Source organism: Pseudoxanthomonas sacheonensis, assembly GCF_010093305.1.
In the GTDB taxonomy this organism is placed as follows: Bacteria; Pseudomonadota; Gammaproteobacteria; order Xanthomonadales; family Xanthomonadaceae; genus Pseudoxanthomonas_A; species Pseudoxanthomonas_A sacheonensis.
In genome coordinates this window covers 22,314-35,295 of record NZ_PDWS01000022.1, presented here as the reverse complement: position 1 = coordinate 35,295, position 12,982 = coordinate 22,314, and the positions used below count along the sequence as shown (strand labels likewise).

The window sequence follows — 12,982 nt, the reverse complement described above, 5'->3', positions numbered from 1 at the left end:
TTGCGCGCATTAGGCTTCAGCCGCCGGTGGTGTGTTCTGGCCGGTGTTGTTGCTACCGGCACCAGCGGCCATTAGATTGGAAGTATCGGAGACCGGGCGGAATGCCTCGCCGCGGAAGTTCAACCGCGCGCCGTAGTAGTCGCAGCTGTGATAGCCGGCCCACAGGTTCGTACAGTTGTCGCGGATCTCGCCGGTGTCGTCTGTCGTGATTGGCGCAGGCGTCGGCCGCAGCAGAGTGACTGTCTGGGTCGTGCCGTCGTAAGACTCGATCTCGAAGGACTTGCCCGCATTGGCGCCAACAGCGAACCGGTACAGACCTGGTGCGTAGAAGCTGTCTTGAGTACTGACCCCCACTCCTGCCACGACGAAAACACGATCGGTCTCGACTCCAACTTCAGTGATCGTCGTGGCGACGAATAACGCCTCGACATCCACCCCACAACGTTCGTCACCCTGCGTTGCCCTGCAGCTGTTCGAACCCAGTTCGATGATCGATTTCTGCTTCAGGGTTTGCGTCAGCGACCGGGTCTCGGGGAAGCAGACCATGTTGTCCACTTTCACGATGCGCCCGACCGTGCCGCTGTTGGTGATCGCCTTGCCCTTGCTCAGGTCGGTGTAGTCGACTAGGTACTCGATGAAGCGGGCATCGTCGTAGACACCCCGGTCGATGGCTTCTGAAGTGAAACCGTCCACCTCGTACTCGGCGATCAGGACCTCCATTTCGGAGTTGTCGACGGAAAGGTCCGCGGTGCTCTCTATGGCATACGGTGCATAGCCCCGGAACGCCTTGTAAGTCACCTCGCCATCGGCACTACCGTCGTCGAACGGAACGTCGACATCCAGGCTTGTTAGGCCGAACACAGCGCCACCAAGGCGAGGCCGTATTTTCCACAGGCGGCAGTCGTGCGTGGTCGGCTCGGCCATTGCGTCAGCGAGCGCGATCGGTATCGTGCGCAGGCTCATTCGTTGAAGACCTCGACCAGCTCGCACTTCACCTGGCAGATGTCTTTGTGAGGCAGCACGAACTCGATCTCGTCGGTCGCGAAACGAACGGGGACGTCGAAGTCGAAGGTCGCAGAGATGACCGCGGCAGGCGTCCAGGGATCGGTCGGCGTGAACAACCCCGTCAGGCTGCTGGTGGATCCCGGCTTCAGCACGTCGTTCTCATACACCACGACCGTCGCAGTGACCGGCTTGGTAATCGTGCGGGTCTTGGTGCGCGGACCGAACGTGTAGGTCTTGATCAGCTGAATGGGCGTGCTGCCGGCTGGCGCCACACCCAATGTCTGCAGTTCGACCCGGAAGTCGTTCCAGTCCTTGAAGCGGAACGCGTAGACCATGCCATCGGTTGCCTCGGCTGCGTTCAGCAGCTCAGCACGCTCGGCACGGTTGAACCCGGCATAGGCGGAGGTGTAGCGGCGCTTCGACCCAGTCCACCCAGCGTTTCGCTTCTCGTTGCCGCCGACCAGCGTCTTGATGCGGGTCTTATGGGTGGGGATGGCGCTGAAGCCTGCCTCCACACGAGTGGGCAGACGAAAATCGAGAAACGCCATCAGCTGTTCCTCGCCGTGGCGCGCTGTTGCACGCGAGCGTTGTACTGGTCGATCTGCGCTTGGGTCTGCGGGGTGTACTGGTTGGGCAGGACGAAGGTGGTGCCGCCGATGTAGGTGTCTCCGTTAGAAGCTGACGACGCCACTTGCGATAGATGAGCGCCGGCATTCAGGCGGTTGAGATTCTCGATCCCCACCCGTTGCATGGCATCGGCATTCAACACGCCTTCCTGTCCGTGCACGATGCCTGCCGCCTTGTTGCGCGCGCCACTGCCGGTCCAGCCACCCTTCGCGAAACCCCAGTCTCCGGAGAACAAGTCGGCCACGCTTCCGGCGTCAGATCCACCACCGCCTCCGAACAGACCGAACAACTGCGATATCCAGTCGCCGCCGCCAGTCCCTGCGCCGGTGCTGCCCTGGTCTCCGAACGCCTTGGCGACCAGCTGCTTTGCCGCCATCTCGATCAGCATGTCGGCCACCGAGCCCAGGAAATCGAGCGCAGCGTCTTTCGCCGACTTGGTGCCCTTGACGAAGTCCGACAGGTTGTCCGCCGCCGAGCGACGGAAGTCGTCCATCATCTCGACCGTGCGATTGGTGTCCTCATACGCCTGGTTCAGGTCACGGATGGCCTTGGTTTCTTCTTCCGTGGCCGCGCGCCCCAGGCGCTGCAAGTCGATAGCGGTCTGACGCTCAGCGTTCGAAAGCCCCATCAGGTCGAGCTCGAACTGCTTGTCTTCGATCAGCTGCCCGAACACATCCAGGCTCTTTTCAATCTCGATCCGCTCCTCCTCATAGCGCTGGGTTTCCAGCGCCTTGGCAGCGGCGATCTCCTCGGACGAACGGCCGGCGATCTTACCCAGCTCGGTGATCTCCTCCAAGTTCTGCTTGTACTGGAACTGCGCGGCCTGCAGCGGGCCGGCAAGCGTCGCGGCCAGCCCCTCGAACGCGGTGTCTGCCTCTGCAGTCGCTTCGATCAAGCGGCGCAGGTCTTCGGCGTCCTCCTTGCTGAAGTCGGGCCTTTCGCGCTCTTTGCGCGCGCGGCCCTTTTTCTTGTCGTCATCTTCGGCGCCGCCCACACCCCTAGCGATAGGCGCAAACACTTCGCCGCCGGTCTCAGGGCGATTGCTGCCGCCGCGCGCGTTTCGGCTAGCGCGCAGGCGCGCGTCGATCTTCTCGACCTCAGTCACCATCGAGTCGTAGGCAGCAACGTCACGGCCGCCAGTCAGGCGCTCGAAGATGTTTCCTTCTTCCTTGCGCCACTCGCGCCCGGCGTCGATGTTCGCCATCAACTGCTTGCGGCGCTCCTTCAGCGCTTCGGTGCTGGCGTCCTTGATGCCCAGCGAGCCACTACCGAGCTGCGACACCTGGCGCAGCGTGTTGATCTGTCCGATGGCTTGCACAGCGGCGTTTGCGATGGACAGGAAGCCCGCGATCAGGTCATCGACGCCACGCTTGATAGCCGGATCGTTCAGCGTGCGGTTCAACGCCTCGATGGCATCCCGCGTGCCCTTGATACCAGCTGAGCCGGAATCGCCTTCGAGCAAGTTGTTGAACGAGTTTTCCAGAGCCTTCAACGCACCGCCCAGCGTGTTGCGCGCGGCTTCTGCCGAACCGCCCATCTGGGTTTCCAACTCTTTCAGGATGACGGTCTGGGCGCCGGCGACATCGCCGGTTTTGACCAGATCCTTGATGATGGCTTTCTGTGCAGCGGAGAATTGGATGCCGGCGCGCGATAGGGCCGTGAGCCCTTTAACCGGATCGTTGAGCGCCTTACCCACTTGCAGGGCCGCGCTGTTGAGGTCGGTGCCCATCGCCGTCGAAAGGTCGAGCACAGCGGCAGTGGCGTCCGGGAAGGTCTCCCGGCCGATCTTTGTGAAGGTCAGGAGCATAGCCTGAACCTCACCGATGCTTTCGTCGTCGAACGAAGTCTTGAACTGGAGGGCTTTTGCCATCTTGTTCAGGTCGTTGATCGACAGCCGCGCGGCGTTGCCGGTCGACTTGATGCGGGCTTCGAGCTGCGCTTGCACGCGCTCGGCCTCGATGGTGTTCTGAAAATACTTGCGCAGCGCCAGCGAGGCGATGCCCACACCGGCGGCAATTCCCACACCGATGGTCTTGCCGGCTTTCTTCCAGCCGTCGGCTACGCGGGCCGCTTGCTTCTCGGCCGCGGCGCCTTCTTTGGTCAGTCCGCCCAGCTCTCGCGTGGCTTCCTTGACGCCCGTGGTCTTGACGACAATGCCCAGGCTCGCCAGATCGGTCATTTTTGGCGCGCCTCGCTCATGATGGTCAGTGCTTCGGATTCGATGACTTGCAGCTGTTCGAACAATTCGGGCCACTCAGCGCGCGGTACGCCCAGCAGGCGCAGGACCTGCGGCAAGACGCCGTAGTCCAGGCCTGTGGCGCCCATGGCGCCGGTGCGCCATTGCGTAGATAGGGAGATGAAGGTTTCGACCGCGCGGTGGTTTTCGGGCCACACTTCGAAGGCGCTGCTTCCGATGTCTTCCGGCAAGAGACCGATGGCCGCCAGTTCGGTGGCCGACGGTTCCTTGTGGTAGATCGCCCGGGCAGCGCCCCTCAGTTTTTTGCTTTGGCCCCGCGGAGCTCGTCTACGTAGGTGTTAAAGATGGCCCGGGCCGATCCGCCGAACTTCTGGCAGAGCGCCTTGACGTTCTCCGCGTTGAAGTCGTCGTCCAGCTCCCAGCCAGTGGCCGCGGACAGGACGATTTCCTCGTCGCTCATCTTCTCGATCGACTCCATCCAGTCCTTGGCCTGGTCGCGCGTGCGCCACGTGAACGTGAAGCTGACCGTAGTCGTCTTCCCGCCCGGCACCGGTATTGCGACCGGTGCCTTGAACGTGGGCTCAGCCGTTAGGATGAGCTTGGCCATCAGGCGGCGTAACGCACGGGTTCGGCCAGCAGCGAGAGCGTGACCTGGTTGGTCATCAGCTGGTTCACCGTCAGCGACGGGATGGTGCTCAGCGAAATGTACGCGTTGTAGAACAGCAGCCCGCCGTTCGGCAGCGTGATGCGCACGGCGCGCGCGACGCGGTCGTCGTTGGCGGCCTTGGCCAGCACGAAGCCCGGCAGGGTGGGATCGTCGGCAACGGTGAACTCGATGCCCGCGGCCGACTTGAACGTCGGGATGCGCTTTTCGGCGTCAGCTTCCAGGAACTGGTAGGTCAGGAACTGCTGCTCGCCGCCGCTGGAGGTGGAGCCGGTGATCTGCGCCAACTGGGTCCAGCCGGTGATCTCGCGAGCCGTGCCCACACCGCCGCCGGCCGGATAGATGGAAGTCAGCGTGGTGTCGATGCCTTCCAGGTCGAACGTGCCGGTCGCGGAGTCATCCACGCGCACGATCTTGTCGGTCAGGCGCGACCAGCCGCTGACGACCTCGACGATGTCGCCGTCGGTGAAGCCGTGCGCGGCGGCCGTGGCGACGCCCGGGTTGGCGTTGGAGATTGCAGAAATTGCGACGGGCGAACCATAGCCGCTTGCGATGGCGACAATGGAACCGTTCGGAAGCGAAACAGCCATGGGGTCTTTCCTCGGTATAAGCCCGGCAAGCGGGCACAAAAAAAGCCCCTTTCGGGGCCGTTGTGGTCTTGCGGGGGTGAAGCGTTACGCCGTGTCGGCGCGGTATTGGAATGAGACGGGAACGATGTAGCTGCTGGCGTCCTGCAGCGCGGGCGCTTGCGTGGCCGGGGTGACCTGCTGGACGGTGAAACCTGAGGCGGTGAGGCGCGCATTCATGGTGAACAGCGCAGCCAGCTCGTCGGCGATGCCTTCGGCGGCGCCCGCGCCCGTATTGATCGGTGCCACGACGTTGACCCCGAACACGCCGCGGTAGGTGCGCATCGCGCCCTGCAGGTCGTCGCTGCTGGTATCGGCCGGCAACAGGATCGCGCGCAGGTACGTCTGTCCGGTCACCGGAACGAACGACTGGTTCTGGTAGGACACCCGGAGCGGTGTGCTGCGCGCAGCCGCCCACGTCGCCAGCCTGCCCTCGTACAGCGCGCGGATCCGCTTATTGCTCATGGGTTGACCGACCGCGCCGCTGCGTCGACGAACGTCTGAAACTCGGTGACGGTGATGCGGACCATGCCTTGCGGAGCCTGGCCACTCCATCCGTCGTATTCGAGCCGGCGGATGTACGGCAGGCTGTTCATCAGGTAGATGTCGCCCTGCTTCCAGTCGTGCAGCGTGTTGCGGATCTTCGCCTGCGTGGCGTTGCCACTCTTGTCGGTTTCGTCGGTGACCTTGAAGCTCGCCGCGCCGATGCTGCAATTCCAGTTCGCGCGTGCACGGCCACCGACGTAGCCAGCGGGTGCGGGCGAAGCCCAGTTCTCCGGATTGCCAACCGGCGTGCGCTCGACCGTCCGGGAAAATAGATCGATGCCGATCTTGCGCACGACTTTCTCGGCGTTGCCTTCCGCCTTCTCAGCGAAGCGCGTCAGGTCTAAGGCGAACGTGCTCACCGAATCTGCACCTCGAACAAGATGGGGATGCCCGCCGGCGAGATGGGCTTCACGGCGATGACCGTGAACGTCGCGCTGTTCCACGTGAAGCTGTCGCCTTGCTTCGGAGTCACCGCCGGTGCGCAGTAGGCGAGTTGGTCGCCCGCAAGGATCAGCGTGCCGTCGATGTATTTCTGGTCGTAGGCGAACACTGCGGCCGTGGTCGGCAGGTTCTCGACCGTGACCGTGTTGCTACCAGTCGCCGGGTCGTAGGCGCCAGTTGTCGTACGCACCAGCGTGCAGGTAGCGCCGAACCTGGTGAGTAGGCGCGTTGCGGTGGCTGCGGTGGCGGGGTAGTTGAAGCTCGCCACTACGCCCGCACCACCGGAATCTGACCGCTTCCCGTCATGTACTGCCCCAGCAGACCATCAACGTAGGCATATTTCGTGTACTGCCGCGCGCCAGTTGCATAGGTCACCGAGATCGGACCGACCGTCTCGGACACTACTTGCGCGCCCTGGTCCACCAGCAAAGTACCCGCCGAAGCGCGCACGGCCAGTTCGGCGTTGGCGCGCTGGACTGCGACTGGAACTACGTCATCCGGAACCTCGAACCCGTTCACACATACGCCATCGCGCGGCCAAGACAGCGCCTGCGTCATCGAGACGCGGTCGCCCTTCCAGCGTGAGCCGTAGACCGCTTCCATGTAGTCGGCGCCCAGGAGCAGGGCCTGCTCTTTCTGGCCCGTCGTCAAAGCGGCCCAGGCGGCGTTACCGCGCGCGGCGAAGTAGGCATCCGCATCGGCGACGGTGATGTAGGCCTCGGCGTCCGCTTTGCCGGTGCCGTCCTCGACCACGATTGCCATTATTCAGACCTCTCGCCGAGCAACTTGATGACCTTGTCGCCCTGCTCGTCATCCAGCGTGTAGGTGGCAATCACGCGAACAAAATCTCCAGACTCGACTTCTATGGTCAGGCCCGAGCAGCGTTCAGAATTGACACCGACGGCATCACACAGTCGTTTTCCGAACGTCTGTGCATTCACGATTGCCATCAGAGCACCTCGACCATGTAATGCTTCAGTTGCCGTGCGACTTCATGCCGCATGACTATGCCTTCCCACCCGATGAGCCTGTCTGCGCCGCGGATGTAGCAGGGCTTGCGCACGCGGATCTTCACCGGGGCCTCGACGCCGAGCCAGGCACTGATCGCTGCCGGCTCGCTGTAGCGCCCAAACTTCTCGCTGGGGTCGTACTCAGGCCACGTCCGCGTTAGCGGACCGCCGCCGGCCAGGCGCACCGGCACCGCGATGTCGCGCGCGATCTTCTGCGCTTCCAGCACATACCCGTGCTCGCCGCCGTAGCCATCGCACCCGGCCAGAATCACGACCTTCGCGCCCATCATGTAGGCGGCCCAGGCGGCGACCATGCCCGAGAGCACGAAGCGCGGCGCTTGCGGCCAGCTGACGAGCTGGTAGTCCGCGTACGCGTGCGGGCTGATGATCGATGCGTCGCTGCGCTCGCGCAGGAACGGGCCCATCGGACAGTTCTCGCGACTGTTGCGCTCATCCATCGCCAGCAGGTAGTCCGGCGCCTGCAGGTCTATCCCGTGCGCGTTCGTGCTGATGTAGATGTCCGCCTCGACGCCCGCCAGGTGCTCAGGCAAAGAGGGCGAACCGCCCATGATGCAGAACCGCTTGCCTTTGTGCTTCAGGATCAGATCGCGAAAATCGGTCATACGGTGCAGACGGCCAAGAGGTGCTTGCGCTTGACCATCCGGATCTCGACTCCGCTGAACGCCGCGCGTAGGCGCTTCTCCCACCACTCGGGCGGGAACACGCTCAGGTGCAGCGGGCCGTTGTCGGTGAAGCAGCTGTCGTGAAACAGCGCGATTTGGAAATAGCAGGCTTTCGTAGTGCGCGCGGCGATCTGAGCGAACACCTCTTCCACCTTGTCGGGTGGCAAGTGCTCCATCACATCAGCGCAAAATCCGTAATCTGTTGCCCCCAGTTCGGCGGGCAGTTCCCACAAGCAGGCCTCAATCACTGGCCCGTTCGGGCCCTCGTAGGCATTGGCCGCGATGTCCACCATCCTGACGGCGTATCCCTGCGCAACCATCGCATCGGTCGCTTGACCGGAGCCGGATCCCCAATCCGTAACCGAGGCCCCTGCCTCGGGCTGCATCCATTCAAGCGCGTCTTTCAGGTGACGCAGGCCCGGCGAGATGATGCGGTAACGCGGATCCGTCCAAACCGCCTGGTACTTGGCGCGCTCGCTTTCGGTGTTGTCCATAGAGAAAGGGGGCGCCCGAAAGCGCCCCCTTCAGGCTCAGGCGGTTGCCAGCACCAGCACACCGGCGGTGTGCTTGATGTCCGTCGCGACCTTGTCCCAGTTGGAACCGGTAGCCAGTTCGGCCGACGTCGGGGACTTGCCGCCGTTGGCGGTATCCCAGGCGTAACCCTTCAGCGCCAGACCGAAGTCGTAGTCGGCCTGGAACGTGGTTTCGATGCGCTCCTTGCCGTTGCTGGTTTCGGTGTTCACGATCAGGGCAGAGCCGTCGTACACGGTCGCAGCACCCGACACCAGACCCAGCGCCTTCACGTCCGCACCGGTGCCGGTCTCGCGCAGGGCGGGGGCGTCGGTGACGACCACTGCCTTACCGAGGATGTCGACCACCAGCACGCCGGAGCTGACGTACAGCTGCTGCGCGTTGGTCAGGTTCTGGCCGATCAGCGAGTGGTAGGTCGCACCGTCGACCACATCCGCCACGATCAGGCTGGACGAGTCACCGAATTTGGCGTGCGCCAGGTTCAGGTCGACGTAGGTCATCGGACCGGTGTTGGTGTCGTGGGTGGCGGACGCCTGCGCTTCGATGGCCGCAACCAACGCGGCGATGGCCGAGTTCAGCTGATCCTTCATGATCGCTTCGGCCAGGTTGCGCGAGATCACCTCGACCGCTTCGGCCGGCGACTTCTGCACCCAGGACAGCTGGCCCGGCTCCCAGATGATGGGACCGAAACCACCGGCGACCTTGACGCCGACCGACTGCAGCTGCGCGAGCGCGGTTGCGGAAGCAGCGGCGTTGGAAGCATAGCGGTCGACGCGACGCTGTGCGGCGTGGATGCCGGCCCAGAAGTTCTCGAAGCGATAGTCGCCTTCGAAACCTTCGGAGGTCAGCACGATGGCACCGCGCGAAGCGGCGTTGAACTTCTCGACCTGTTGGCCGAGGTATTCGATCGTCGCGGTCTGGACCGTGGCGTTGAACACTTTCATGTTGGTGAGGGACATACGTATTCCTTAATCAGCTGTTCTGTTTGAGCAACTCGGCTGCGCGTGCGGTTCGTGCCGCCTTGTCACCGCCCATGTCACCCTTCGGGGGATCGCCTTGGCGACCGTTGTTGTGTGCGCCGCCACCGTTTGCATCAGGCGCCGTCACGAAGAACTTGCCTTCGTCGGTGCCTGCCCATTCGGTGATGGAGTCGGCCAGCTTCTTGCCGGAGAGCATTGGCACCTTCGTGCCGTTCTCGTCCGTCAATTCCACTTGCCCCGCGAGCATGGCTTTGGCCGCCTTTTGGTGGACTGGGTTGGTAACCCCCGCCTTGACCAGTGCGTCCGTCAGCCCGTTGTCGACCAGCAGCTTTGAGGTGAAGCCTTCCGCTGTTTCGGCGCGCTTGTTGGCGGCTTCTAGGTCGGTGGTGGCTTTCTTCGCCGCCTTTTCGGCGAGCTGGGCTTTGCCCTTCCACTCGTCGCGCTCCTTCTCAACAGCTTCGAGGTCTGAAGGGTCGATGGTCGATCCCTCTTTGGCCTTCTTCAGCTTGATGATCAGTTCAGCGTTTTTCGCCTTCAGACCCTCGGTCTGCTCGGTCACCTGTTCGGCTACCGCTGCGGCGATGGCGTCTTTCACTTCTTTGCTGTTGAGGTCGATTTCGCTCACGGTATGTCCCTTGGACTGGTTGGCGCCTTTGGCGCATAAAAAAAGCGCCCCGAGGGCGCTTTGGTTTGAATTTGAAAAGGGCCAGCCGAAGCTGACCCCTTTGGAATAATCGGCGCCTTCCGCCTGCAACTTATCCTCCAGCAGAGGCATGCAGACGGTTAATCCATTACGACCCCGGCGCGACTGGGTACTCCACGACTGCAGCCTGCTGGGCCACGTTGCCGGGAAATTCGCAATGTCTCCGAACTAGCTCCTTTCGGGATGCCTCCCTACTCAGTATTCCATCCGGAAAATCTCTACTCCACCACCACGCGCTCGCCCTTCATCAGGCACGTCACGCACAAGCGGTTCCGCACGTTGCCGATGGACGCCTGGACGGTCTCGCGACCCTGGCATCGGTGGCATTGCGGTAGGTCTTTCTGGCGGGGCGCCCGCTTGCGCTTCAGCGCTGGAGCTGCACCGCCCTCAATGACTCGGAACTTCGGCATCTTGGTCAATGGTGGCACGTCTTACGGCCGCGTCAAGCCTTCCCGCTGATACAGCTGGTCCAGCGTCAACCACTGGCCCTTGTCGTTGTAAAACTTGTCCATCGGGATACCCTGCCGGAACAGCTTTCCGCGCGCGGCGCCGAGCACCTCGTCTTGCCGTTCGGCGCTCTGGCGTCCCAGCCATTCGGAGTACGTCGTGTCGGCCGGGACCTGCCCGTCCATCGAGGCGCGCGTCGCCGCGGGCATGTCGTCGACGTCGATGCCCAGCTCGCGCCAGGATTTGGTCACCAGCGTGGACACCGAGCGGCAATTGAAATGCAGCCGGCCGGGTCCCTGCAGCCAGGGGATGCGGTGGCCGATCGGCTTGTGGGTGTCGACCTCGTACAGCAGCCCGTCGCGGATCCGGCATTCTTCGGAGGTGCGCGCATCCAGGGTCGAGACCCATTTCGTGGCCTTCACGAGATCGCGATTCGCGTCGGCGAATGTGGCGCGCGCGGTTTGCGCCGTATGGCTCAGCGCGGTATTGACGACGGTCATCAGCTCCCGCCGGCTCCGGTCAAGGATACCGTCCGCATAGTTCAGCGCCTTCGTTCCCCTGATCTGCCGCACGATCTCCGCGGCGGTGCGCCCTTCCATGTAACCGGCGCGCACGGTGTTCTGAATCAGGCGCATGCGGCTCTCTGGCAGGTTCTGGAACCAGCCGCTGAGCAGGCGGCCTTGGAACGGGCGCGATAGGGCGGCGGCGTATACCTGGTCGGCGCCGACAGCGCTCACCGCAAAGCGAATTTGCACCGCAGCTGGGACCGCCTCGCGCAGCGCGCGGTACTGATACCCAGCCTCGTATTCGGCCAGGCCCTGAATCTCCGGTTCGAGCGCTTCCAGCACCTGACTGTACGCGCGCTCGTTCAGCTCGCGCACCGAGCGCAACAGGCTTTCAAGTCGCTCGACCGTGAAGGTCGAAGCGTCCAGGCGCATGAGCTGCTCGGCCAACTGTGCGCTGAGGCGTGCATCCGTACGGTTCAGCACGGCAACCATACGCCGCACGATCCCGTTGCTGTACCGGTGCAGGTTGACGGCGTGGTCTACCGCCTCGTCCTGCAGGCGGGCATTGACGGCGGCCATCAAACTTGCGTGGCCACCGGCTTACCGAGTGGGTTCCCGTCAGCGTCGACGCCGTCGACCATCTGGCCCGGCAGAGGGCCATCCGCTTCGACCTTGTCGGCCTCCTCCTTCGGATCCACCTCGGGCGACAGCACCCCGCGGCGCTGCAACTCGGTGATGGCGGTCTCCTTGGAGATCAGGCCAGCCGCTTGAAGGTCCTTGATCAATGTGGCACTGGCGTCGCTAAGCGTGGCTGCGCCGAAGTCCTTGAACAGCGACACGTTGCCGCCGGACGGCAAGCGCGCGTACTCGGCCATGAACTGCAGGGCCTGGTCCAGCGAATCCTCCATCGCCTCAGTCATGCGCTGCAGGTCGGATTTGTTGCCCTCCTGGTCGCCGGCCGCTTCAGTAGCTGAGCGGTCGCCCGGCTTCTTGACTAGCAGTTCGGCGCCGGTGGTGATCGCCTGATCCTGCAGGTCGACCAGCGACAAGCGGCCGGCCTCGATGGCGGCGCCCGAATGCTCGACGAACTTCATGTCCGAGCCCATTGGCAGCTTCACCGCCGAGGACGTGCCCACGGTCAGCTCGCTGTTGTCGTCCGCGCCGATCATGGCCAGGATGGGCACGCGCGCCACGTGTAGGATCGTGTCCTGGTCGCTCTGCGACTGCCAGTGCTTCACATTGAGGTAGGCCAGGTCCAGCAGCGGCGGCGCGCCCAGCATGAAGGCGATGCGCGAGCCATACAGCGGCACGAACGGGATATCGGCCAGGCTGGTCACGCCCTGGCCGACCAGCTTCCAGGCGCCCTTGTCGGCCTTCACGGTGCTGGCCTGGTAGATGCGCCATGCACCGGGAGTCAGCACGCGGACCTGCTGGACGACCTTCGTCCCCCATTCGCCGTCGTCTTCCTCGACCGATTCCAGCAAGCGCAGCTGCGTCAGCTTCATCTTGCCGGCGATGTTGGCCGCGCGCCAGCCAAGAATCTGGTTGTGCTTCACACGCACCCAGTACGGGCGGGCGCCGGTGGCCTCGACCTGCGCAACGGTGCGCACGCCATTGGGCGCCGGCCCCACGCGGGGATAGTCCACCAGGATTCCGGCCAGGCCGTAGAAGGTCTCCTCGAACATCTCGGCGGCGAAGGAATGCAGGGATACGCCTTGCAGGTCGATGTCCTCCGACCACGTTTTGATGCTTGCCGGCGACTCTTCCGAGAGCGTGACATCCTTGGAGAACGGCTTGCCTGCCATCACCCGCACTGTGCGCCGATACAGCGGCGTGAGGGTGGCGGTGGCCAGGCGTGCCGCAAAGCTCTCTGCGGACTCATTCGGCCACCGCGGCAAGTACGCCTGCGCACCCGCGCGCATGGCGGGCGTGCCCTGCATGAGGGCTTCCAGCACGGGCCACTGCTCCGCGAGGTCTTTGACCTCTTCGGATTGTTGGTTTACGGCAATGGGCATG

The 12,982-nt window shown here is 63.6% G+C and carries 17 protein-coding genes; all 17 read right to left on the bottom strand.

Features of this window, described 5'->3' with window-relative positions; all coding sequences use genetic code 11:
- Positions 1 to 9: 9 nt before the first annotated feature.
- The 17 genes from CSC73_RS16485 to CSC73_RS16405 all read right to left on the bottom strand — a co-directional run bounded on the left by CSC73_RS16485 (position 10) and on the right by CSC73_RS16405 (position 12,981).
- Entirely contained in the window at positions 10 to 963 is a 954-nt protein-coding gene (locus CSC73_RS16485; RefSeq protein ID WP_163842609.1) for a DUF2163 domain-containing protein, read from the bottom strand.
- Positions 960 to 1,553, bottom strand: a complete 594-nt coding sequence (locus CSC73_RS16480; RefSeq protein ID WP_163842607.1) for a DUF2460 domain-containing protein — start codon at positions 1,551 to 1,553, stop codon at positions 960 to 962. The genes CSC73_RS16485 and CSC73_RS16480 overlap by 4 nt, the downstream gene beginning before the upstream one ends.
- Positions 1,553 to 3,811, bottom strand: a complete 2,259-nt coding sequence (locus tag CSC73_RS16475) for a phage tail length tape measure family protein (protein ID WP_163842605.1) — start codon at positions 3,809 to 3,811, stop codon at positions 1,553 to 1,555. Before CSC73_RS16475 ends, CSC73_RS16480 begins: the two co-directional genes overlap by 1 nt.
- On the bottom strand, positions 3,808 to 4,059 hold the full coding sequence (locus tag CSC73_RS16470) for a DUF1799 domain-containing protein (RefSeq protein WP_211840913.1): 252 nt from the start codon (positions 4,057 to 4,059) through the stop codon (positions 3,808 to 3,810). Before CSC73_RS16470 ends, CSC73_RS16475 begins: the two co-directional genes overlap by 4 nt.
- Positions 4,060 to 4,124: 65 nt before the next feature.
- The gene (locus tag CSC73_RS16465; protein ID WP_163842603.1) at positions 4,125 to 4,436 is read right to left on the bottom strand and encodes a phage tail assembly chaperone; all 312 of its coding nucleotides are present in this window, start codon (positions 4,434 to 4,436) and stop codon (positions 4,125 to 4,127) included.
- Positions 4,436 to 5,083 (bottom strand): phage tail protein, encoded by a 648-nt coding sequence (locus CSC73_RS16460; RefSeq protein WP_163842601.1) that lies wholly within the window; start codon positions 5,081 to 5,083, stop codon positions 4,436 to 4,438. The genes CSC73_RS16465 and CSC73_RS16460 overlap by 1 nt, the downstream gene beginning before the upstream one ends.
- 84 nt (positions 5,084 to 5,167) lie before the next feature.
- Positions 5,168 to 5,584 (bottom strand): phage tail terminator-like protein, encoded by a 417-nt coding sequence (locus tag CSC73_RS16455; RefSeq protein WP_163842599.1) that lies wholly within the window; start codon positions 5,582 to 5,584, stop codon positions 5,168 to 5,170.
- Positions 5,581 to 6,024: an HK97 gp10 family phage protein gene (locus tag CSC73_RS16450; RefSeq protein ID WP_163842597.1), complete on the bottom strand. Its 444-nt coding sequence runs from the start codon at positions 6,022 to 6,024 to the stop codon at positions 5,581 to 5,583. The genes CSC73_RS16455 and CSC73_RS16450 overlap by 4 nt, the downstream gene beginning before the upstream one ends.
- The gene (locus CSC73_RS16445; protein ID WP_163842595.1) at positions 6,021 to 6,374 is read right to left on the bottom strand and encodes a hypothetical protein; all 354 of its coding nucleotides are present in this window, start codon (positions 6,372 to 6,374) and stop codon (positions 6,021 to 6,023) included. Before CSC73_RS16445 ends, CSC73_RS16450 begins: the two co-directional genes overlap by 4 nt.
- Positions 6,374 to 6,868 (bottom strand): DnaT-like ssDNA-binding protein, encoded by a 495-nt coding sequence (locus tag CSC73_RS16440; RefSeq protein ID WP_163842593.1) that lies wholly within the window; start codon positions 6,866 to 6,868, stop codon positions 6,374 to 6,376. Before CSC73_RS16440 ends, CSC73_RS16445 begins: the two co-directional genes overlap by 1 nt.
- On the bottom strand, positions 6,868 to 7,056 hold the full coding sequence (locus tag CSC73_RS16435) for a hypothetical protein (RefSeq protein ID WP_163842591.1): 189 nt from the start codon (positions 7,054 to 7,056) through the stop codon (positions 6,868 to 6,870). Before CSC73_RS16435 ends, CSC73_RS16440 begins: the two co-directional genes overlap by 1 nt.
- Complete coding sequence (locus CSC73_RS16430; RefSeq protein ID WP_163842589.1) at positions 7,056 to 7,739, bottom strand: hypothetical protein; 684 nt, start codon at positions 7,737 to 7,739, stop codon at positions 7,056 to 7,058. The genes CSC73_RS16435 and CSC73_RS16430 overlap by 1 nt, the downstream gene beginning before the upstream one ends.
- Complete coding sequence (locus CSC73_RS16425) at positions 7,736 to 8,293, bottom strand: class I SAM-dependent methyltransferase (protein ID WP_163842587.1); 558 nt, start codon at positions 8,291 to 8,293, stop codon at positions 7,736 to 7,738. Before CSC73_RS16425 ends, CSC73_RS16430 begins: the two co-directional genes overlap by 4 nt.
- 36 nt (positions 8,294 to 8,329) lie before the next feature.
- Positions 8,330 to 9,289, bottom strand: a complete 960-nt coding sequence (locus tag CSC73_RS16420; protein ID WP_163842584.1) for a major capsid protein — start codon at positions 9,287 to 9,289, stop codon at positions 8,330 to 8,332.
- Between the two features lie 13 nt (positions 9,290 to 9,302).
- The gene (locus CSC73_RS16415) at positions 9,303 to 10,085 is read right to left on the bottom strand and encodes a hypothetical protein (RefSeq protein WP_163842581.1); all 783 of its coding nucleotides are present in this window, start codon (positions 10,083 to 10,085) and stop codon (positions 9,303 to 9,305) included.
- A 359-nt stretch (positions 10,086 to 10,444) separates the two neighbouring features.
- Positions 10,445 to 11,545 (bottom strand): phage minor head protein, encoded by a 1,101-nt coding sequence (locus CSC73_RS16410; RefSeq protein WP_163842578.1) that lies wholly within the window; start codon positions 11,543 to 11,545, stop codon positions 10,445 to 10,447.
- On the bottom strand, positions 11,545 to 12,981 hold the full coding sequence (locus tag CSC73_RS16405) for a DUF4055 domain-containing protein (RefSeq protein ID WP_163842575.1): 1,437 nt from the start codon (positions 12,979 to 12,981) through the stop codon (positions 11,545 to 11,547). The genes CSC73_RS16410 and CSC73_RS16405 overlap by 1 nt, the downstream gene beginning before the upstream one ends.
- Between the last annotated feature and the right edge of the window lies 1 nt (position 12,982).

Bases quoted from the DNA above. Each gene is read 5' to 3' on its own strand.
- CSC73_RS16415 (WP_163842581.1), bottom strand. From the start codon at position 10,085: ATGCCTCTGCTGGAGGATAAGTTGCAGGCGGAAGGCGCCGATTATTCC.
- CSC73_RS16465 (WP_163842603.1), bottom strand. From the start codon at position 4,436: ATGGCCAAGCTCATCCTAACGGCTGAGCCCACGTTCAAGGCACCGGTC.
- CSC73_RS16485 (WP_163842609.1), bottom strand. From the start codon at position 963: ATGAGCCTGCGCACGATACCGATCGCGCTCGCTGACGCAATGGCCGAG.
- CSC73_RS16425 (WP_163842587.1), bottom strand. From the start codon at position 8,293: ATGGACAACACCGAAAGCGAGCGCGCCAAGTACCAGGCGGTTTGGACG.
- CSC73_RS16455 (WP_163842599.1), bottom strand. From the start codon at position 5,584: ATGAGCAATAAGCGGATCCGCGCGCTGTACGAGGGCAGGCTGGCGACG.
- CSC73_RS16430 (WP_163842589.1), bottom strand. From the start codon at position 7,739: ATGACCGATTTTCGCGATCTGATCCTGAAGCACAAAGGCAAGCGGTTC.
- CSC73_RS16475 (WP_163842605.1), bottom strand. From the start codon at position 3,811: ATGACCGATCTGGCGAGCCTGGGCATTGTCGTCAAGACCACGGGCGTC.
- CSC73_RS16410 (WP_163842578.1), bottom strand. From the start codon at position 11,545: ATGGCCGCCGTCAATGCCCGCCTGCAGGACGAGGCGGTAGACCACGCC.
- CSC73_RS16440 (WP_163842593.1), bottom strand. From the start codon at position 6,868: ATGGCAATCGTGGTCGAGGACGGCACCGGCAAAGCGGACGCCGAGGCC.
- CSC73_RS16480 (WP_163842607.1), bottom strand. From the start codon at position 1,553: ATGGCGTTTCTCGATTTTCGTCTGCCCACTCGTGTGGAGGCAGGCTTC.
- CSC73_RS16405 (WP_163842575.1), bottom strand. From the start codon at position 12,981: ATGCCCATTGCCGTAAACCAACAATCCGAAGAGGTCAAAGACCTCGCG.
- CSC73_RS16460 (WP_163842601.1), bottom strand. From the start codon at position 5,083: ATGGCTGTTTCGCTTCCGAACGGTTCCATTGTCGCCATCGCAAGCGGC.
- CSC73_RS16435 (WP_163842591.1), bottom strand. From the start codon at position 7,056: ATGGCAATCGTGAATGCACAGACGTTCGGAAAACGACTGTGTGATGCC.
- CSC73_RS16420 (WP_163842584.1), bottom strand. From the start codon at position 9,289: ATGTCCCTCACCAACATGAAAGTGTTCAACGCCACGGTCCAGACCGCG.